General features: G+C 72.7%; 21 protein-coding genes. 9 read left to right on the forward strand and 12 right to left on the reverse strand.

Going from position 1 to position 17015, the window contains the following annotated elements; translation table 11 throughout:
- Positions 1 to 291: 291 nt before the first annotated feature.
- Positions 292 to 885, reverse strand: coding sequence for an ECF RNA polymerase sigma factor SigK (gene sigK / locus ACFWPT_RS26445; protein ID WP_380484807.1), 594 nt, complete (start codon positions 883 to 885; stop codon positions 292 to 294).
- 346 nt (positions 886 to 1231) lie between these two features.
- On the opposite strand from sigK, the gene ACFWPT_RS26450 reads away from it, so the two are divergent.
- The 4 genes from ACFWPT_RS26450 (at position 1232) to ACFWPT_RS26465 (ending at position 4108) form a co-directional block, all read left to right on the forward strand.
- A complete protein-coding gene (locus ACFWPT_RS26450; RefSeq protein ID WP_380376134.1) occupies positions 1232 to 1771 on the forward strand; it encodes a SigE family RNA polymerase sigma factor in 540 nt (179 codons plus the stop codon).
- Positions 1771 to 2409 carry a PASTA domain-containing protein gene (locus tag ACFWPT_RS26455; protein ID WP_380484729.1) on the forward strand — a complete coding sequence of 213 codons (639 nt, stop codon included), beginning with the start codon at positions 1771 to 1773 and terminating at the stop codon, positions 2407 to 2409. The genes ACFWPT_RS26450 and ACFWPT_RS26455 overlap by 1 nt, the downstream gene beginning before the upstream one ends.
- Before the next feature lie 228 nt (positions 2410 to 2637).
- A complete protein-coding gene (locus tag ACFWPT_RS26460) occupies positions 2638 to 3270 on the forward strand; it encodes a carbonic anhydrase (RefSeq protein WP_380484731.1) in 633 nt (210 codons plus the stop codon).
- Positions 3271 to 3466: 196 nt separating this feature from the next.
- On the forward strand, positions 3467 to 4108 hold the full coding sequence (locus tag ACFWPT_RS26465; RefSeq protein ID WP_380484733.1) for a flavin reductase family protein: 642 nt from the start codon (positions 3467 to 3469) through the stop codon (positions 4106 to 4108).
- 83 nt (positions 4109 to 4191) lie between these two features.
- Here the strand turns inward: ACFWPT_RS26465 and ACFWPT_RS26470 are convergent, their stop codons facing one another.
- From ACFWPT_RS26470 to ACFWPT_RS26485, 4 genes are all read right to left on the reverse strand, one after another.
- The gene (locus ACFWPT_RS26470) at positions 4192 to 4698 is read right to left on the reverse strand and encodes a DUF6882 domain-containing protein (RefSeq protein WP_380484735.1); all 507 of its coding nucleotides are present in this window, start codon (positions 4696 to 4698) and stop codon (positions 4192 to 4194) included.
- A 101-nt stretch (positions 4699 to 4799) separates the two neighbouring features.
- Positions 4800 to 5387 (reverse strand): hypothetical protein, encoded by a 588-nt coding sequence (locus ACFWPT_RS26475; protein WP_063352909.1) that lies wholly within the window; start codon positions 5385 to 5387, stop codon positions 4800 to 4802.
- 320 nt (positions 5388 to 5707) lie between these two features.
- On the reverse strand, positions 5708 to 5920 hold the full coding sequence (locus tag ACFWPT_RS26480; protein ID WP_063352910.1) for a DUF4287 domain-containing protein: 213 nt from the start codon (positions 5918 to 5920) through the stop codon (positions 5708 to 5710).
- Positions 5921 to 6017: 97 nt separating this feature from the next.
- Positions 6018 to 10001, reverse strand: coding sequence for a Pls/PosA family non-ribosomal peptide synthetase (locus tag ACFWPT_RS26485; RefSeq protein ID WP_380484737.1), 3984 nt, complete (start codon positions 9999 to 10001; stop codon positions 6018 to 6020).
- Positions 10002 to 10324: 323 nt separating this feature from the next.
- On the opposite strand from ACFWPT_RS26485, the gene ACFWPT_RS26490 reads away from it, so the two are divergent.
- On the forward strand, positions 10325 to 11047 hold the full coding sequence (locus ACFWPT_RS26490) for a histone deacetylase (RefSeq protein ID WP_380484740.1): 723 nt from the start codon (positions 10325 to 10327) through the stop codon (positions 11045 to 11047).
- A 175-nt stretch (positions 11048 to 11222) separates the two neighbouring features.
- On the opposite strand, the gene ACFWPT_RS26495 is transcribed toward ACFWPT_RS26490, so the two are convergent.
- The 3 genes from ACFWPT_RS26495 to ACFWPT_RS26505 form a co-directional block, all read right to left on the reverse strand.
- Positions 11223 to 11690 (reverse strand): NUDIX domain-containing protein, encoded by a 468-nt coding sequence (locus ACFWPT_RS26495; RefSeq protein ID WP_380376074.1) that lies wholly within the window; start codon positions 11688 to 11690, stop codon positions 11223 to 11225.
- Positions 11691 to 11765: 75 nt separating this feature from the next.
- A complete protein-coding gene (locus ACFWPT_RS26500) occupies positions 11766 to 12014 on the reverse strand; it encodes a hypothetical protein (protein WP_380484743.1) in 249 nt (82 codons plus the stop codon).
- Entirely contained in the window at positions 12014 to 12214 is a 201-nt protein-coding gene (locus ACFWPT_RS26505) for a hypothetical protein (RefSeq protein WP_380484745.1), read from the reverse strand. Before ACFWPT_RS26505 ends, ACFWPT_RS26500 begins: the two co-directional genes overlap by 1 nt.
- Before the next feature lie 118 nt (positions 12215 to 12332).
- On the opposite strand from ACFWPT_RS26505, the gene ACFWPT_RS26510 reads away from it, so the two are divergent.
- From ACFWPT_RS26510 to ACFWPT_RS26520, 3 genes are all read left to right on the forward strand, one after another.
- Positions 12333 to 13169, forward strand: a complete 837-nt coding sequence (locus tag ACFWPT_RS26510; protein ID WP_380484747.1) for a helix-turn-helix domain-containing protein — start codon at positions 12333 to 12335, stop codon at positions 13167 to 13169.
- Positions 13159 to 13365: a DUF397 domain-containing protein gene (locus ACFWPT_RS26515; RefSeq protein WP_063352952.1), complete on the forward strand. Its 207-nt coding sequence runs from the start codon at positions 13159 to 13161 to the stop codon at positions 13363 to 13365. The genes ACFWPT_RS26510 and ACFWPT_RS26515 overlap by 11 nt, the downstream gene beginning before the upstream one ends.
- 185 nt (positions 13366 to 13550) lie before the next feature.
- Complete coding sequence (locus tag ACFWPT_RS26520; RefSeq protein ID WP_380484750.1) at positions 13551 to 13742, forward strand: DUF397 domain-containing protein; 192 nt, start codon at positions 13551 to 13553, stop codon at positions 13740 to 13742.
- Between the two features lie 126 nt (positions 13743 to 13868).
- On the opposite strand, the gene ACFWPT_RS26525 is transcribed toward ACFWPT_RS26520, so the two are convergent.
- The 3 genes from ACFWPT_RS26525 to ACFWPT_RS26535 form a co-directional block, all read right to left on the reverse strand.
- Entirely contained in the window at positions 13869 to 14369 is a 501-nt protein-coding gene (locus tag ACFWPT_RS26525; RefSeq protein ID WP_380484752.1) for a nucleoside deaminase, read from the reverse strand.
- Positions 14370 to 14414: 45 nt separating this feature from the next.
- Positions 14415 to 14885, reverse strand: coding sequence for a cyanase (cynS, locus tag ACFWPT_RS26530; protein ID WP_063352917.1), 471 nt, complete (start codon positions 14883 to 14885; stop codon positions 14415 to 14417).
- 89 nt (positions 14886 to 14974) lie between these two features.
- Positions 14975 to 15589 carry a carbonic anhydrase gene (locus tag ACFWPT_RS26535; RefSeq protein ID WP_380376084.1) on the reverse strand — a complete coding sequence of 205 codons (615 nt, stop codon included), beginning with the start codon at positions 15587 to 15589 and terminating at the stop codon, positions 14975 to 14977.
- 123 nt (positions 15590 to 15712) lie between these two features.
- On the opposite strand from ACFWPT_RS26535, the gene cynR reads away from it, so the two are divergent.
- Entirely contained in the window at positions 15713 to 16621 is a 909-nt protein-coding gene (cynR, locus tag ACFWPT_RS26540; protein ID WP_380484755.1) for a transcriptional regulator CynR, read from the forward strand.
- Positions 16622 to 16671: 50 nt separating this feature from the next.
- Here the strand turns inward: cynR and ACFWPT_RS26545 are convergent, their stop codons facing one another.
- Positions 16672 to 16932, reverse strand: coding sequence for a hypothetical protein (locus ACFWPT_RS26545; RefSeq protein WP_380484757.1), 261 nt, complete (start codon positions 16930 to 16932; stop codon positions 16672 to 16674).
- Positions 16933 to 17015 lie beyond the last annotated feature (83 nt).

The raw sequence follows: 17015 nt of genomic DNA on the forward strand, positions 1-17015 counted from the left end.
GTGGGGGGGGGGGGGGGGGGGGGGGGGGGGGGGGCCCCCGGGGGGGCCCGGCGGGCGCGCGCGTGGGGGGGGGCTTGTCGCCCCCCCCCCCCGCCCCCCCCCCCCCCACCGCAGCTGCCGACCTGGAGGGAATATGTAGGTCGGTCTACAGATTTGCCCCCCGGCGCGCCGAGAACCCCGGCAGGGCAGGCCCAGGCACAGAACCATCCCGCCACCGCGCGCAGGAAGTCGGACCCGTCGACTTCCTGTGCGCACCACGACCGCAGGTCCGGGGAGAATATGTAGGTCGGTCTACAGATTCGGTAGGCAGGTGCGGGCTCGGGGCTGTGCCGGGTGGGGCGGGGGGTCGGCGAGTTGGGTGCGCAGGCGTAGCAGGGCGTCGCGGATGCGGGTCTTGACGGTGCCGAGGGGGGCCCCGAGGGCTTCGGCGGCCTGGGCTTGGGTGCGACCGCCGTAGTAGACCAGCAGCAGGCATTCGCGCTGGATGTCGCTGAGGGTGGCCAGGGCGCGGCGGACCCGTTCGCGTTCCCGGCCGCGGTCCAGGTCGCGTTCGACCTGGTCGGCGACCTCGTCGAAGACCGGGGTGTAGGCGCGCAGGGCTGCGGTGCGGTCGCGGTCGGCGGTGGCCTGGGCGGAACGGACCCGGTCGACGGCGCGCCGGTGGGCGAGGGTGAGCATCCAGGGCAGGACCTCGCCGCGTTCGGGGCGGTAGCGCGCCGCCTCCCGCCACACCTGTAGGAACACCTCCTGGGTGACCTCCTCGGCCTGGGCGTGGTCGCGCAGCACCCGCAGCACGAGGCCCAGGACGGTTCCGGCGGTGGCGGCGTACAGCTCCTCGAAGGCCCGCTCGTCGCCGCCGGAAACGCGTGCCGCCAGGGCGCGCAGCCCGGCCTGCCCGCCGTCGCCCGGGGGTTCACTGCCGGGGGGTTCGGTGCCGGGAGTTTTGTCTGCCGGGGGCCGGGTGGCCGGCCGGTCGATCAGTGCGTGCACACTGCGACCGTCTCGGAGCGGCCATCGCCCGGGCTACTCGCATCGTTTGCGCATCGTTGTGCCCGCGCGCCCCCGGGCTGCCTCGGGTCCCGGCCCGTTCGACCCGTTCGGCCTCGAAGCGTTGTGAGCCGCGTCACTTTCGCGGTGGCGGTGCAGCAGGGCGGCGCCGGGGGCCGTCATGGGGGCGAAGGCGACGGCGGAAGAGTGAGAAGAGTGAAGAGAGCGAGGGCAGCGGGTGAGGCTGCGCAGGGCCAGTCCCGGGATCGACTTCGTCGAGTTCGTACAGCAGCGTTCGGGCGCGCTGTTCCGGACGGCGTACGTGCTCACCGGGGACGCACACACCGCGGAGGACCTCGTCCAGGAGGCGCTGGAACGGTCCTGCCGCAACTGGCGGCGGGTGGCGGCCGCGGAGGCGCCCGAGGCGTACGTGCGCCGGATCCTGGTGAACCTGGTCAACGACCGCTGGCGGCGGCTGAGCCGCTCCGGTGAGCGGCCCGGCGCGGCGCCCGGCGCCGAGCACGCCGACCCGCGCGACGCCTACCGGTCGGTGGAGTTGCGCGCGGAGCTCGTCACGGCGCTGCACACGCTGCCGATGGGGATGCGCACCGTGGTCGTCCTGTACTACCTCCACGACCTGGGGGACCAGGAGATCGCGCAGACGCTGGACATCTCCCCCGGCGCCGTGCGCTCCCAACTCGCCCGCGGCCTCGCGAAACTGCGGTCCGCACTGCCCCGGCAGGACGTCCCGTCCGCGCCGCCGACCTCGCGCGGAGGTGCGTGATGACCCGCTTCCCGTCCCACGATCCCGACCACCCCTCCCACGACCCCGGCTCCGACCCCGACCCCGGCCTCGACCCCGACTTCGACTTCGACTTCGACAAGGAACTCCTCGCCGCCATGACCGCATTCGCCGACAACACCCCGGCCCCCGTCATCGACGCCCTCGCCATCCGGCGCACGGTGCGCCGTCGCACCGTGCTCAGCGGCGCGGCGGCGGCGGCCGCGGTGGTCGCCATCGGCACGGGTGCGGCACTGCTCGCGCCGGGTTCGGGTCCGTCGCCCTCCGGCGGCCTGCCCGCGGGCCCCGCGAACGCCTCGGCGCCGATGTCCTCCGGCACGCCCTCCCCCGCCGGGTCCGCTCCCGCGCCCGGGCCCTCGATGGCCTTCGGCACCCCCACGCCGCCGCCGATGCAGCCGACCGACGGGGTGCAGGTGAGTGTGCCGCCGGTCGCCAATCTGGCCAAGGACGCGGCCATCAGGGCGCTGGAGACGGCGGAACTGCGCTACGAGGTGCACGAGTTCACCGACTGGAACGTGCCCGCCGGGTCGGTCATCAACTCCGTGCCGCAGGCCGGCCACACCGTACCTGCGCACTCGACGGTCCAGGTGTTCGTCTCCAAGGGCAGGCCGGGCCGATGACCGGCACTGTCGCGTCCAACGCCGCTACGCAAGCTGCGAGTTGACGATATCCTCCGGCCTCCCGCCACACGGGCGGCGAAGCGGCCGGGCAAGGCCGTGCGCAGCAGGGTGGGCGGGCCGTGGACTGGGCCGTGGACTGGGCCGGCCGGGTGAGGAGCGACGCGGTGGCGGCCCCCTGCCCCGGCCCCCCTGCTGCGGGCCCCACCTGCGGCGATCTAGGGTGCAGGCATGATCTCCTCACCGATATCCGGCCCCGACCAGGCGATGCAGGTGCTGATGGAGGGCAATGCCCGTTTCGTCGCGGGCAGCCCGGAGCACCCCAACCAGGACGCCGGGCGCAGGGCCGCCCTCGCGCCGGCGCAGCGGCCCTTCGCGGTGCTGTTCGGCTGTTCGGACTCCCGGCTGGCGGCCGAGATCATCTTCGACCGGGGGCTGGGCGACCTGTTCGTGGTGCGGACGGCCGGGCACGTCACCGGGGCGGAGGCGCTGGGCAGCATCGAGTACGGGGTGAGTGTGCTGGAGTGCCCGCTGGTGGTGGTACTGGGGCACGACTCGTGCGGCGCGGTGGGCGCGGCGATCGAGGCGCTGGACCAGGGGCGGCTGCCGGGCGGCTTCGTGCGGGACGTGGTGGAGCGGGTCACCCCGAGCGTGGTGTCGGCCCGGGCCGCGGGCATCGAGGACCCGGACGGGATCGTCGACGAGCACATCCGCCAGACCGTGGACCTGCTGCTGGAGCGTTCCCAGCTGCTGGCCGCCAAGGTGGCCGAGGGCGCGGCGGCCGTCGTGGGCCTGTCCTACCGGCTGCGCGACGGCCAGGCCCGTACGGTGGCCGCTCGCGGTGCGGTCAGCGCCGCGTTCTGACCGTCGGCCCGTACGGGTGCTGAACCGGCCCGTACGGCCGAACCGGCGCGTAGGGCCGGCCAACGTAGGGCCGCCCCGCGTACAGGGCCGTCCGCCGGGGCCGGGAACGCCGTGTCCGATCACCGCCAGCGCCCGCACCCGGGCGGGGGCAGAGTCGGAGGCCGGCAACGGTTTCCCACCCAAGGACGGCATTCCCGTGCACAAGGCCACCGATCTCAAGGTCCTCTACTTCGGCACCCCGGTGGTGCTGATCAGCTCGCGCAACGAGGACGGCGGCGCCAACCTGGCGCCGATGTCCTCGGCGTGGTGGCTGGGGCAGTCCTGCGTGCTGGGCCTCGGCAACACCGCCCAGACGGCCGTCAACCTGCGGCGCGAGGGCGAGTGCGTGCTCAACCTGCCCTCCTCCGGGCAGGTCGACGCCGTCGACGCCCTCGCGCTGCTGACCGCCAACCCGGATCTGACCGAGCGCCGGCGCCAGCAGGGCTACCGCTTCGAGCGGGGCAAGTTCGCCGCCGCCGGGCTCACCGAGCAGCCGTCGGAGCTGGTGCGGGCGCCGCGCGTCGCCGAGTGCCCGGTCCAGTTGGAGTGCCGGTTGGAGGCGGCCACGCCGCTGGCGGGCAACCCGCAGTGCACCGCTTTCGAGGTCACCGTGGTGCGCGCGCACGTGGAGGAGCGCCTGATCGTGCCCGGCACGGACCACTACGTGGACCCGCTCGGCTGGGATCCGCTGATCATGAAGTTCTGCGAGTTCTTCGGCGACGGGCGCCGGCTCGCCCCTTCCCGCCTCGCCGAGGGCTGGCAGATGCCGGGCCGTCTGCCCGCCGGCGTCCGGGCCTGACGCCCCGCCGCAGGTCCGCGAGCCCCGCCGCCCGCCCGGCCGTCTGGCTTCCCGGCCGTCTGGCTTCCCGACCGCCCGACCGCCTAGTCGCCCGCCGCGGCGGGCACCAGGTCGTGGAGCAGGAAGTGGAGCTCGGTGTCGTCCGTCGACTCCGCCCACAGCCCGTCGGCGTCGAGCACCGAGGCCGCGACCACCCGCGCCTCGGCGACGAGTTCGGGGTGGGAGTCGAAGCCCGGCCACGGCAGGACGGGGAAGTCGTTGTCCTCGCCGAAGCGCCGTACCTGTTCGATGTCGCCCAGGACGGCGGGCGGCAGCGACTCGTTCGCCCAGGACCACAGCCAGGTCTGCCGGGCGAGGCTGACGCTGCCGATCATCGTGAGCCGGCCGGTGAGGAACACCTCGCTCTTGCGCGACCACTTCCTCTTGCGCGACCAGGTGATCCGCGCGTCGTCCATCGACCAGTGGTACTGCACGTCGCCTGACAGTCCGAAGCGCTCGACCGTGAGGGCCTGCCGCGCGCGGGCACGTTCGCGGGCCGCGATCACGACGCCCTCCCACCGGGAGTGGTCGTGCTTCGAGTGGTCGTCCACCGTGCCTCCTCGTACGGAACTGCCGGCAAGATCATCCCATCCGGCCTGCTGCTCCGTCCGGGCCCGTCGGCCCCACCCCGGCGTGATCCGGAAGAGAGCCCCTACGCGCTGGCGCCGCAGGAGTCGCAGATGCGGGTGGCGGGCAGTTGGAGGAAGCAGGAGGGGCAGATCGCCGGGGGGCGGGGCGGGGTGGCGGCGGCCGCCTTGCGGTTGACGGCCGCTTGCAGGCGCGGGGCCAGGGCGGGGGTGCCGCCGTCGGCGGGCAGTTGGGCGCCGAAGTGCCGGTAGCAGGCGAGGCGGGCGGCGGCGGCGTGGTGTTCGCGGTCCATGTCCGCTGCGAGCGGCGGCTGTCCGGCCACGGCCAGTACTTCCTGGTAGCCGACGCCGACCATGCCGTCGGTGGAGTGGACCACCAGTGCGGTCAGCGGCGGGTCCCCGCGGCGGTGTGCCTCGCGCACCACCAGGGCCAGGACTTTGCCGATCCAGGTGCGCTGGTGCACCCGGGTGCGCACGCCGGCCGCCTCCTGCACGGTCTCGGCCAGTTCGGAGTAGGTGATCACCGCGTGGTAGCGGCGGGCCACGTCCACCAGGGCCGGGTAGGCGGCCCTGGTCCAGGCGACCTGGGCCTGGGTTGAGCTGACCGCCGAACCGTCCGCGACCCGCCAGTAGCCGCGCTGTTGCTGTTCCATTCGACCGCCCCTGAAACCTCGTCCGCCGGCCCCCGCCGGGAGCGAGGCTACCCCGCCCTCCGGCGCCTCGGGCCGCCGGGGGCTTGACTTCAAGTGCTGTTGAAGTCGTCGAATGGGTCCCGACCGCAGCCGTACGGGCATCGCGGTCGATGCCCCGCCCGTACGGAACGACCCGGGTCCGGGGCCGCCTGCTTCCCGATCGTGCCGCAGGCGGCCCCGGCCCCGTCGTCGTCCGCCGGCCCACCACCCGCCACGGAGCGCAGGCGGGCGTCACCAGCAGGCCGGGGGCCGGGCGTCACCGGCAGAGCCGCACGGCGGGCTCAGGCCGCCGCTTCGGCGAGGGTGTGGGCGACGAGGGCGTTGGCGTGGCCGTGGCCGAGGCCGTGCTCGGTCTTGAGCCAGGCGACGAGCTCCATGTGCTTGCCGAGCGGGGAGGCCCGGATGAGGTCCTTCCACTCGGCGACGGGTCGGCCGTACTTCTTCTCGATGGACGGGAAGTAGCTGGCGGGGCCCTTGGCGGGGGTGGCGGTCATGGTCGGTACGCCCTTTCGGGAACGGATGCGGTCGCGGTCTACCCAGGTAGGACCGCGACCGCATCGTCAACTCATCGCCCGGCCAAAGTGATCTGCGTCATACTCCGACCTTGCGCTTGGCCCGCCGCCCGGCGACGGGGGCGAGGGCGGGGTCGGCGTTCCAGGCGGCGACGGGGTTGCCGAGCCAGCGGGTGGTGCCGGGGACGTTCTCGCCGCGCATGACCAGGGAGGCGGGGCCGACGGTGGTGCCGGCGCCGAGGGAGGAGTTGAGCAGGACGATGGAGTGCGGGCCGGTGGTGGAGCCGGGGCCGAGGTGGACGGGGCCCAGGCGCATGACCCGGTCGTGGAAGAGGTGGGTCTGCAGGACGGTGCCGCGGTTGACGCTGGCGCCGGCCTCGACGGTGACGAGGTCGCTCTCGGGCAGCCAGTGGGTCTCGCACCACACGCCGCGCCCGATGTGGGCGCCGAGGCTGCGCAGCCAGGCGTTGAGGTAGGGCGTGCCGGTGATGCTGGAGCCGCCGAAGGGCATGGCGAGTTCCTCGACGAAGCTGTCGTAGAGCTCGTTGCGCCACACGAAGGTGGACCACAGGGGGTGTTCGGCGACGCGGAAGCGTCCGACGAGGAGCCACTTGGCGGCGGTGGTGACCAGGCAGGCGATGAGGGCGGCGCCGATGAGGACGAGGCCGGCGGCGGCGAGGGCGCGCGGCAGGCCGTAGTCGTCGCGCAGTTCCTGGAGGGTGGCGAGGACGAGGTCGCCGAGGAGGGCGGCGAGGACGATGGGCAGCAGGCGGCACAGTTCGACGCCGGCGCGGGCCCACATCAGGCGCCGGGGCGGGTTGTAGGTGCGGGCGTCGCCGCCGGCGGCCGCGACGCGCGGCAGGGCGAAGGCGGGGCGGCCGAGCCAGGAGGAGCCTTCGGGGGCGTTGACGGGGGTGTCGGACAGGACGCCGACGAGGGAGTTGTCGGGCAGTCGGCGGCCGGGGCCGACGATGCCGGAGTTGCCGACGAAGGAGCGGCGCCCGACGTGCGAGGGGCCGATGTGCAGCCAGCCGCCGCGCAGTTCGTAGGGAGCGACGAGGGTGTCGTCGGCGAGGAAGGCGCCGTCGTCGACACGCATCAGGCCGGGCAGGGCGAGGACGGTGGAGGCTTCGACGCGGCGGCCGACCTTGGCGCCGAGCAGGCGCAGCCACACCGGGGTGAAGAGGCTGGCGTAGAAGGGGAAGAGGGTGCGCCGGGCGGTGTCGCTGAGCCGGGTGACGGCCCAGGCGCAGTAGGCGACGCGGCCGTGGGCTGGGTGGAAGCCGGGGCGCAGCGGGATGGACAGGAGGCGGACCATGATCGCTATCAGCGTGGCGTGGCACACCAGGGTGAGGGCGGCCAGCGGGATGGTGGCGGGCAGGAGTTGGAGGAGGGCCGCGGTGAGGGTGCGGTCGGTGTCGACCATCGTGAAGACGATGGCGAGGGCGGGGAGGGCGGCGATGATCGGCAGGAGGCCGAAGACGGTCAGGCCGACGCCGTAGGCGAGGTTCCAGAAGCGGGAGCGGGGGGTGGCGGCGGCTGCGGGCCAGGTGGTGCGGGCCTCGGTGGAGGGCCGGGCCGGGGAGCCGTGCCAGTGTTCGCCGGCGGGTACGGCGCCGGTGACGCAGGAGCCGGGGGCGATGTCGGCGCCGGCGCCGATGCGGGCGCCGGGCATGAGGGTGGAGCGGCCGCCGATGCGGGCGCCGTCGCCGATGTCGATGCGGCCGAGGTGGAGGGTGTCGCCGTCGAGCCACCAGCCGGCGATGTCGGCTTCGGGTTCGACGGTGGCGCCGGCGCCGATGCGGGCGAGGCCGGTGACGGGGGGCAGGGTGTGCAGGAGGACGCCGGTGCCGATGCGGCAGCCGAGCGCGCGGGCGTAGCGGCGGGCCCAGGGGGTGCCGGCGAGGGCGCCGACGCCGAAGAGGGTGACGGCGCGTTCGGCGGCCCACAGTCGCAGGTGGGCCTGGCCGCCGCGGGGGTGGCTGCCGGGGCGCAGGCCGGCGGTGAGCAGGCGGGCGGTGCCGGCGGCGAGGAGGGTGCGGCCGGGGGCGCTGTAGAAGAGGAGGAGGCCGGCGGCGACGGGCCACCAGGAGCTGTGCGGGGCCCAGCTGAGTTGGCTGCCGATGAGGTTGTCGAAGGCGGTGAGGGCGAGGATCCAGCGCAGTCCGGAGATGCCGAAGACGCCGAGCAGGATGAGGGTCTGCCACAGGCCGGCGCTGGCGGGGGTGCGGCGCACGGTGCGGACGGGGGCGGGGGTGGGGGTGTGTGCGGCGCCGCCGGTATGAGGGGGGCCGGCGAGGTTGTCGAGGTAGTCGGCGAGGTCGCCGAGGACGGGGTGGGCGTAGAGGTCGGCGACGGAGACGCCGGGGTGGCGGGTGCGCAGTTCGGAGACGAGGCGGGCGGCGGTGAGGCTGGAGCCGCCGAGGGCGAAGAAGTCGTCGCCGTGGCCGGGGGCCGTGCCGAGCATGCTCTCCCAGCGGCCGGCGAGCCAGCCGGCGGTGCCGTCCAGAGGGGCGGCGGTGCCGGGGGTGGCGGTGCCGGTGGTGGCGAGCGGCCAGGGCAGGGCGTTGCGGTCGACCTTGCCGGAGGTGCGGGTGGGCAGGGAGTCGACGAGGGCGAGGACGGGCACGAGCGGGGCGGGCAGGCGTCCGAGCAGGTGCTGGCGGGCGGCGGTGAGGTCGGGGGTGGTGCCGGGCTGGGCGACGAGGTAGCCGACCAGCAGGTCGGCGCCGGCGGGGCTCTTGCGGACGGCAGCGGCCGCGGCGCGGATGCCGGGCAGGGCCTGGAGGGCGGCGTCGATCTCGCCGAGTTCGATGCGCCGGCCGCCGAGTTTGATCTGGTCGTCGGCGCGGCCGACGAAGACGAGGCCTTCGGGGTCGTTGCGCACGAGGTCGCCGCTGCGGTAGACGCGCGGGGAGGCGAGGGCGGGGTGGGCGCTGAACTTCTCGGCGTCCTTGGCGGGGTCGAGGTAGCGGGCGGTGCCGATGCCGGTGATGAGGAGTTCGCCGGTCTCGTACCAGGGGACGGGGTGGCCGGCGGCGTCGACGACGGCGATCTCCCAGCCGTCCAGGGGGGTGCCGATGCGTACGGGCTGGCCGGGGAGCATGCGGGCGGCGGTGGCGACGACGGTGGTCTCGGTGGGGCCGTAGGTGTTCCAGAACTCGCGGCCGGGGGTGGCGAGGCGCTCGACGAGTTCGGCGGGGCAGGCCTCGCCGCCGACGATGATCAGGCGCACGGCGTCCAGGCACTCCTGCGGCCACAGGGCGAGCAGGGTGGGGACGGTGGAGATGGCGGTGATGCGGCGTTCGACGAGCCAGGGGCCGAGGTCGGTGCCGGCCTTGACGAGGGAGCGGGGGGCGGGCACCAGGCAGGCGCCGTGGCGCCAGGCCAGCCACATCTCCTCGCAGGAGGCGTCGAAGGCCACCGACAGGCCGGCCAGGACGCGGTCGCCGGGGCCCAGCGGCTGCTGCCGCAGGAAGAGGCGGGCCTCGGCGTCGACGAAGGCGGCCGCGGAGAGGTGGGTGACGGCGACGCCCTTGGGGCGGCCGGTGGTGCCGGAGGTGAAGATGATCCACGCGTCGTCGGCGGGGGTGGGCCAGGCGGGGTTGCCGCGGGGCCCGGCCCCGGAGCCGGGGGCGAGCCGGCGTTCGGCGCCGAGGACGGCGCACACCTGGGCGTCCTGCCAGATCATGTCGGCGCGCTCGTCGGGGTCGTCGGCGTCGACGGGCACGTAGGCGGCGCCGCAGCGCAGCACGGCCAGGATGGCGACGTACAGGTCGGCGGTGCCGGAGGGGATGCGCACGCCGACCCGGTCCCCGGCGCCGATGCCGTGCCCGGCGAGGACGCCGGCGAGGGTGTCGACCTCGTGCATGAGGGCGCGGTAGTCGAGTACGGCGGTGCCGGTGTCCAGCGCGGGTGCGTGCGGGTGGGCGTCGGCGGTGGCGGTGACGATGTCGAGCAGGCTGCGGGGGTGCGCGGGCCGGACGGCCGGCCAACCGGCGGCGTGAGCGGGCCCGGGACGGTTCAGCGTTCCCGGGCCTGCCATGTCCTGGCGTGCGTCCATAAGGAGTGTCCTCGGCTGGGAGTAGTCATTAAGGATGAATGCGGGGAGTCACCTTGCGTGGTGCCTCACTCACCATGACTCCACTGGGAGCCCGCTGGATGCCGTGGAGGTGGAGTCAAAGGAACTTTTCATTTTCGGCGACATATGGGGGCATCAGGGAACGATTCGAAAGTCATTTCGGGGTTTTTCGATCGCTTTCGGTGGCGAAGGGTAATCGCCGGAGGCAGGAGGCATATGACGGGAAGGCGAAGAGTGGTCTACGCCATAGCGGCGGGGACGCTACCGGTAGTGAAAGCGGACCCACCAAATCTGGAGGTTTAGCGATGATGGTGGCCGGATCCCGCCGGTGGCCCGCCGGGGGTGGGGGCGGCCTCGGGGACGGCGCGTCCGGCAGTGCGGAGGGCGGCGCGGAGGGCGGCGTGCGGCTCGTCTGGTACGCGGCGTACGGGTCGAACCTGCACGCCGCCCGGCTCGCCTGCTACCTGCGCGGCGGCCGCCCCGACGGCGGCGCGCACACCTACCCCGGCTGCCGCGACCACCACCCGCCGCGCCGGGACGTGGCCGCGACCCTGCCCGGCACGCTGTACTTCGCGCGGGAGTCGGCGGTGTGGGGCGGCGGCAGCGGCTTCTACGATCCGGACGCACCGGGCGAACTTCCTTGCCGCATCTACTTGATGACGGTCAGTCAGTTCAGCGACATCGCCGCCCAGGAGATGCGCCGCTCCCCCGACACCGACCTCGACCTCACCCGCACCCTCACGCACGGACGCGACCGGCTCGGGCCCGGCCGGTACGAGACGCTGGTACACGCGGGCGAGTTGGACGGGCACCCGCTGCTGACCTTCACCGCCCCCGAAGGCCTGGCCGGCGCCGCACTCAATCCGCCCTCGGCGCCCTATCTGCGCACCCTGGCCGCAGGCCTGGCCGAGTCCCACGGCTGGAACGCGCGCCACTGCGCCGACTACCTGGCCTCCCGCCCGGGCGCAGCCGGGCACTGGAACCCGGCGGACGTCCTGGCCGCACTGGGCGGTGGTCTGGACCTTTAGGTGTTGTTCACCCCGTGGTGACCGTACGGTGACAACTGCGCGGGTTCCGGCCACATCAGGCAAAGGAAACGCCAGGCCACCGCACGGACGGCCCGGCGCTTCCCGCCGGCGGGTGGCGGCGGCCGGCGGCGGCCACCCGGCGGCTTCGTCAAAGGCGGTTTTAAGATCACGCCCTTCAGCTTGAGCGTTGGCCGTGCAGGAGGAGGGGGACGGCGCGGTTGGCGAGCGCTTCGGCGGCGCGGGCCGCTTGGGCGGGGGCCATGACGTCCGGGAGTTCGTGGGCGGGGACGAAGCGGGCGCCGAACAGGCCGCTGTGGTGCCGGGGTGGGACGGTGAGGCGGGTGTCGTCGCGCACGGTGCCGCCGTCGAAGACGAGGTTGAGGCGTTCCAGGTAGCGGTCGGCGGGGGTGAAGTCGACAGCCAGGACGTCGGCGAGACGGAGGTTGAGGCCGGTCTCGGCGTGGAGGTTGCGGGCGGCGGCGAGGTTGGGGGGCTCGTTGGGTTGGGCGGCGCCGCCGGGCAGGATCATCCCGTCCATGTAGTCCGGGTCGACGAGCAGGACGTCGCCGCGCGGGTTGCGGACGAGGACGAGGCAGCCGAGCCGGCACACCGGCGGCTTGGCGAGCAGACGGGGGTCACGCATCGGGGGGTTCACTTCCTGAGGGCGGCAAGGAGTACGAGGGAGAAGCCCGCCCACCACAACAGGCGGACCAGGAGTTCAGCCGTCACGCGTCAGGCGCTCGTAACGCAGGCCCTTGCGCAACAGGTCGACGACCCGCAGGAGTTCGGACGGACGGGCGCAGCCGAGGCCGATGAGGTAGCAGCCCGTTCTGCGGCCGTGCTCCCAGTCGACCTCGACGGACGGCAACTTCACCCCGGACAGGGCGAGGACGGTGGTCAGGTCGTCCAGGACGTCGGCCGCCTGCCGCCGCTGGTCGACAGTGGCGCGGTAGACCTTCTCCCCCATCACGCCCCCACCTGCCGCCGAACCTCGAACCCCCGCCACGCACTGAAGGCGGCGGAGAACGAGGAGAAGGAAGCCAAATCACCCGAGGTACCGCTGCGCAGCCACTCCCCCGTCGTCTCGTTCCGCACCCGGTAACACCGGCCCTCCGGGTCCCAGCGCACCCCGTAGCCGTGCAGCCGGGGCACTTGGACATCACCCATGGGAGTAACCTTCCGCTGTCGATCCTTCACGTTCTGTGTGGGAAAGACTTGCGGAACGACCCCCTCCTAGGGAAGCATCTGAAGTCGCCAGTTCAGCATGGTTCAGTTGGGAAGCATCATGAACCGTAAGAAGCTTGATCCTGCGTCATCTCCCTACGCGACCCTCGGGATTCAGCTCCGCCGTTCACGCGAGGCACGCGGCCTGACCCAGACGGAACTCGGAGAGGCCATCGCCTACTCCGGTGCCTACATCTCCAGCATCGAGCGCGGCATCCGCGCACCGAGCCGCCGATTCGTCGATCTCGTGGACGAGCACCTCGCCACCGGCGGCACCCTCGGCCTGATGCTCGACCAGCTTGAACACAGCATCCTGATAGAGGGTTTCCCTGAGTACGCAGAGAAGGAAGCCGAAGCGAACACCATCCGGCTCTTCGAAAGCGGAGTCATCGCAGGACTCCTCCAGACTCCGGACTACGCAGCGGCCTACGAACAGGCACCCGTCAAGCGTGGGACCGTTACGCAGCAGCAAGCCGACGAGCGAGTGCGGTTCCTCCTCTCCCGACAGGAACGGATCAACCGAGCGTCTCCGCCGTACGTCCAGGCCGTACTCGACGAGTGGAGCCTGCGACGGCCGATCGGTGGACCAGCGGTGATGGCACGCCAGTTGGCTCACTTGGAAGAGCTGGCTAACCGGCCGAACATGACCATCCAGGTAGCCCCGCTCAGCCTCGGAGAGCACCGGCCGTTCGCACACCCGGTGACACTTCTGACGATGCCGAATCGTTCGCTGCTCGGCTATTCGGAGAGCCACCTACGTGGTCTTCTGGAACGCGACGCCGAAAGCCTCGCGGGCTGGGCCAGGGAGTACGATCGGCTGCAAGCCGAGGCGCTGCCTCTGGCCCCGTCGCTTGAGCTGATCCGCTTAGTACGGAAGGAATTTGAAAGTGCACCTTGACCTATCCGGCGCTCGCTGGCGCAAAAGCACGCGCAGTGGACAAGGCGGCCAGTGCGTCGAGGTCTCCGACGACTTCCCCGGCATCGTCCCGGTCCGCGACTCCAAAGACCCCAACGGGCCTGCTCTCCTCTTCCCCACCGATGCCTGGCAGGCCTTCGTCACCGCCGTCGGCACCGGCGAGTTCGACGCCAACTAGAAGACTGATGAAGATGTTGAAAGCGCGCCCGGCTTGTACCAGTTCGACCTGATTGACATTTACCGGCAATCTGGGGTGAGTCGGGCAGCCAGAGCAAGATCTTCAAGAGGCTTCTAGGCCTATCTGACGCCGGAGTGGGAAGTCATCCCCATCGACTTCCCACTCCACCCGCAGGAGGCAACGCGATGGCAACCACCTGGCGCAAGAGTTCGCACAGCGGCGGCGGAGGCGAATGCATCGAGATCGCCGACGGCTTCAGCGGCGTGCAGCCCGTGCGCGATTCCAAGGACCCCGACGGGCCCGTCCTCCTCTTCCCCGCCCCCGCCTGGCAGGCCTTCGTCACCGCCACCCGCGCCGGCGAGTTCGACGACCGGTAGACCCGCCTCTCGGCGAAGTGCCCCGTGGCCTGCGGAGGAGGAAGCCGGCTGCGGCGTGGACCCGGCCGTTCTCCGGCCGGATCCACGCGGCCTTCTCGATCGGCTCGGGCATCGTGTGCGCCCTCGTCAGGCCGCGACGGGCGCGCCGGCGACGCGGCGTTCGCCGCCGTTGCGCTCGCGCCACGCCCGGTAGACGTCGATGGCCGCGTCGCTGGGCAGGTAGCGCATCGGCAGCCGGCGCTCGTCCCAGTTCTTGGCGAACTCACTGTAGAAGGTGGCGAGTTCGAAGTACTTGCGGTCGTCGACGTAGTGCGGTTCGTAGTCGTCGCGGGTGGTGAGGAAGACGACCTCGTCGGGGCTGCAATAGTAGAGCGAGCCCAGGCACATCGGGCAGGGGTGGGCGAGGACGTAGATGGTGGTGCCGGTCAGGTGCTCGGTGCCGAGCCTCGTGCAGGCGTCGCGGATGGCGAGGATCTCGGCGTGCGCGGTGGGGTCGCCGGTCTGGGCGACCTTGTTCGCACTCTCGGCGAGGATCTCGCCGTCCTTGACGATGACGGTGGCGAACGGGCGCCCGCCTTCGGCGACGTTGCGGCGGGCGAGGTCGATGGTGTGCTGGGCGAAGTCCACGGTGGCGGTTCCTTGCTGGTCAGGGGCGGGACGGCGGGCCGGGGGTCAGAACGGCTTGGTGGGCAGGTACTTGCCGTCCAGGGTGATGACGGCGCGGTGGCCGCCCTCGGGGTCCTCGACGGTCTTGACGTCGAGCTTGAAGTTGATGGCGCTGATGATGCCGTCGCCGAGCTGCTCGTGGACCAGGGCCTTGAGGGTGGTGCCGTAGACCTGGAGCATCTCGTAGAAGCGGTAGATGGTCGGGTCGGTGGGGATGCCGCCGGGGATGCTGCCGCGCAGCGGGATGGTCTGGAGCAGCCGGGCCGCGTCCTCGTCCAGGCCCAGGAGCTCGGTGACGGCCTTGGCCGCGTCGGCGGGCAGGGCGTGCTGGCCGAGCAGGGCGGCGGTGACGAAGGCGACGGACAGGCCGGTCGTGTCGGCGAGCTCCTGCCAGGTGAGGTCCTTGCGGATCTTGGCGTCGACGACCTCCAGGGCGAGCTGCTGACGGGCGGTCTGGTCGAACTGCGCGTGCACCATGGGGTGAGCCTTTCGGGGATGGGTCCGGGGCGGGTGCCCGGACCTGGTCTGGGGGTGGTGGGAGGGAGTGGTCGGAGGGGACGCGGTGGTCAGCCTGCCAGGGCGACGAACCGTCCGCTGTCGGTGTCGAGCGTCTCGGCGGAGCCGGATCCGATGTCGTAGACCCAGCCGTGCAGGGTCAACCTGCCCTGCACCAGGGCCTTGGCCACCGACGGGTGGGTCTTCAGGTTGGCCAGCTGGGCGAGGACGTTGTCCTTCACCAGGGCGGCGACCCGCTCCGCGCCGGCCGGGTGCCCGCCCGCGTCGGTGCGGGCCTTGGCGACGTCCGCGTGGTGCAGCCAGGTGGCGACGGCGGGCAGGCCGGTGAGGTCGCCGCCGGAGGCGAGGGCGGTCATCGCGCCGCACGCGGAGTGCCCGCAGACGATCACGTCCGTGACCCCGAGCACGCCGACCGCGTACTCGATACTCGCCGCGACACCGTCCGCGCCCCGGGTGTACGGGGGCACGAGGTTGCCGGCGGTGCGGATGACGAACAGCTCGCCCGGATCGGTCTGGGTGATCAGCTCCGGCACGACCCGGGCGTCCGAGCAGCCGATGAACAGCGCGGTCGGCTGATGGGTGGTGGCGAGCCTCTTGAACAGTGCCGCCCGGGCCGGGAACACCTCCCGGCTGAACCGCTGGAAACCCTGCGCCATCTCGTTCATGAGGTCACTCCTTCTTCGACGACCGTTGGTGCCTGCCGATGACCTCAACGATGCATGACCTGGCCCTATAGTGTCCAAGACGCGGTATCCATCATTGCCATCAGTGCTGCCTATAGTTGGCTCATGGAACTGCGCCACCTCCGGTACCTGCTCGCCGTGGCCGAGCACGCCAACTTCACCCGCGCCGCCGAAGCCCTGCACGTCTCGCAGCCGACCCTCTCGCAGCAGATCAAGCAGCTGGAGGGCTCTCTGCACGTGCAGCTCCTCGACCGCTCCGGGCGCACCGTGCGCCTCACCGACGCCGGCCAGGCCTACGCCCACTACGCGCGCCGGGCCCTGCGCGACCTCGCGGCGGCCGAGCGCGCGGTGCGGGACGTCAAGGACCTCTCACGCGGCACCCTGCGCCTGGCCGTGACCCCGACCTTCACCGCCTACCTGACCGGGCCGCTCATCGGGGACTTCCACGCGCGCCACCCCGGGATCAGCCTGGACGTCCGCGAGATGGCACAGGAACGCATCGAGTCCGAGCTGGCCGCCGACCAGCTCGACCTCGGCATCGCCTTCGGCGGAGCGCACCTGCCGGCCGTCACCGCCACGACCCTGTTCACCGAGCACCTCGGCCTCGTCGTCGCCTCCGACCACCCGTACGCGGCCCACTCGGGCCCGCTCCCGGTCCGCGAACTGGGCGACCAGCAACTCGCCCTGCTCAGCGGTGACTTCGCGACCCGGCAGCACATCGACCGGTTCCTCTCCGACCACCGGGTCCGGCCGCGGATCGCCATCGAGGCCAATTCCGTCAGCGCGCTCGTCGCGATCGTCCAACGCACCGGCCTCGCCACCGTGCTACCCGACGCCACCACCCGCGAACACCCCCACCTGCGCTCCGTCCCGGTCGACCCGCCGCTCCCCTCGCGCGCCGTCGCCCTGCTCCGCCGGGACACCGCCTACCAGAGCGCCGCCGCCCGCTCCTTCAGCGACCTCGCCCGGCACCGCGCCCACACCTTCGACCACACCCCCGACGGCCCGGCCTGAAGCGGGCCCGCCCGTCCGCGCCCTGCGGACCGGCGGGCCCGGTCGCGCACTCAGGACGAACCCTCACCACGGATCATCCGCAGCGCCGGCCCCGCACGCCCGGCCCCTCGCCCGGCCCTGCGCCGCTCGGCTTCCCGCTCGGCCTCCTGTTCGGCCACCAGGTCCGCCGACACGCGGGCGCCCAACGCCCGCAGCTCGGCCTTGCGCTCCTCGTCGGCCTCCTCGTCGCCCGGGTAGGCGGCCACGTACTTGACGCCGTGCTCGTCCTCCCAGGCATAGCTGCGGTACTGCGTCGTCGCCTCGTCCGCCACAGGGAACCTCCGCTCCTCGTCTTCGGGGTGACCCACCGTAGGCGACCGACCCGCACCGGAAAAGGAGCCGTGACGCCCTCACC

The sequence above is a fragment of the Kitasatospora sp. NPDC058478 genome (assembly GCF_042720345.1).
Classification (GTDB): domain Bacteria; phylum Actinomycetota; class Actinomycetes; order Streptomycetales; family Streptomycetaceae; genus Kitasatospora.

Coding starts and splice junctions, on each gene's coding strand:
- ACFWPT_RS26495 (WP_380376074.1), bottom strand. CDS start 11,690: ATGCGTGACCCCCGTCTGCTCGCCAAGCCGCCGGTGTGCCGGCTCGGC.
- ACFWPT_RS26455 (WP_380484729.1), top strand. CDS start 1,771: ATGACCCGCTTCCCGTCCCACGATCCCGACCACCCCTCCCACGACCCC.
- ACFWPT_RS26490 (WP_380484740.1), top strand. CDS start 10,325: ATGATGGTGGCCGGATCCCGCCGGTGGCCCGCCGGGGGTGGGGGCGGC.
- ACFWPT_RS26475 (WP_063352909.1), bottom strand. CDS start 5,387: ATGGAACAGCAACAGCGCGGCTACTGGCGGGTCGCGGACGGTTCGGCG.
- cynS (WP_063352917.1), bottom strand. CDS start 14,885: ATGGTGCACGCGCAGTTCGACCAGACCGCCCGTCAGCAGCTCGCCCTG.
- ACFWPT_RS26460 (WP_380484731.1), top strand. CDS start 2,638: ATGATCTCCTCACCGATATCCGGCCCCGACCAGGCGATGCAGGTGCTG.
- ACFWPT_RS26535 (WP_380376084.1), bottom strand. CDS start 15,589: ATGAACGAGATGGCGCAGGGTTTCCAGCGGTTCAGCCGGGAGGTGTTC.
- ACFWPT_RS26500 (WP_380484743.1), bottom strand. CDS start 12,014: ATGGGGGAGAAGGTCTACCGCGCCACTGTCGACCAGCGGCGGCAGGCG.
- ACFWPT_RS26485 (WP_380484737.1), bottom strand. CDS start 10,001: ATGGACGCACGCCAGGACATGGCAGGCCCGGGAACGCTGAACCGTCCC.
- ACFWPT_RS26520 (WP_380484750.1), top strand. CDS start 13,551: ATGGCAACCACCTGGCGCAAGAGTTCGCACAGCGGCGGCGGAGGCGAA.
- cynR (WP_380484755.1), top strand. CDS start 15,713: ATGGAACTGCGCCACCTCCGGTACCTGCTCGCCGTGGCCGAGCACGCC.
- ACFWPT_RS26505 (WP_380484745.1), bottom strand. CDS start 12,214: ATGGGTGATGTCCAAGTGCCCCGGCTGCACGGCTACGGGGTGCGCTGG.
- ACFWPT_RS26510 (WP_380484747.1), top strand. CDS start 12,333: ATGAACCGTAAGAAGCTTGATCCTGCGTCATCTCCCTACGCGACCCTC.
- ACFWPT_RS26480 (WP_063352910.1), bottom strand. CDS start 5,920: ATGACCGCCACCCCCGCCAAGGGCCCCGCCAGCTACTTCCCGTCCATC.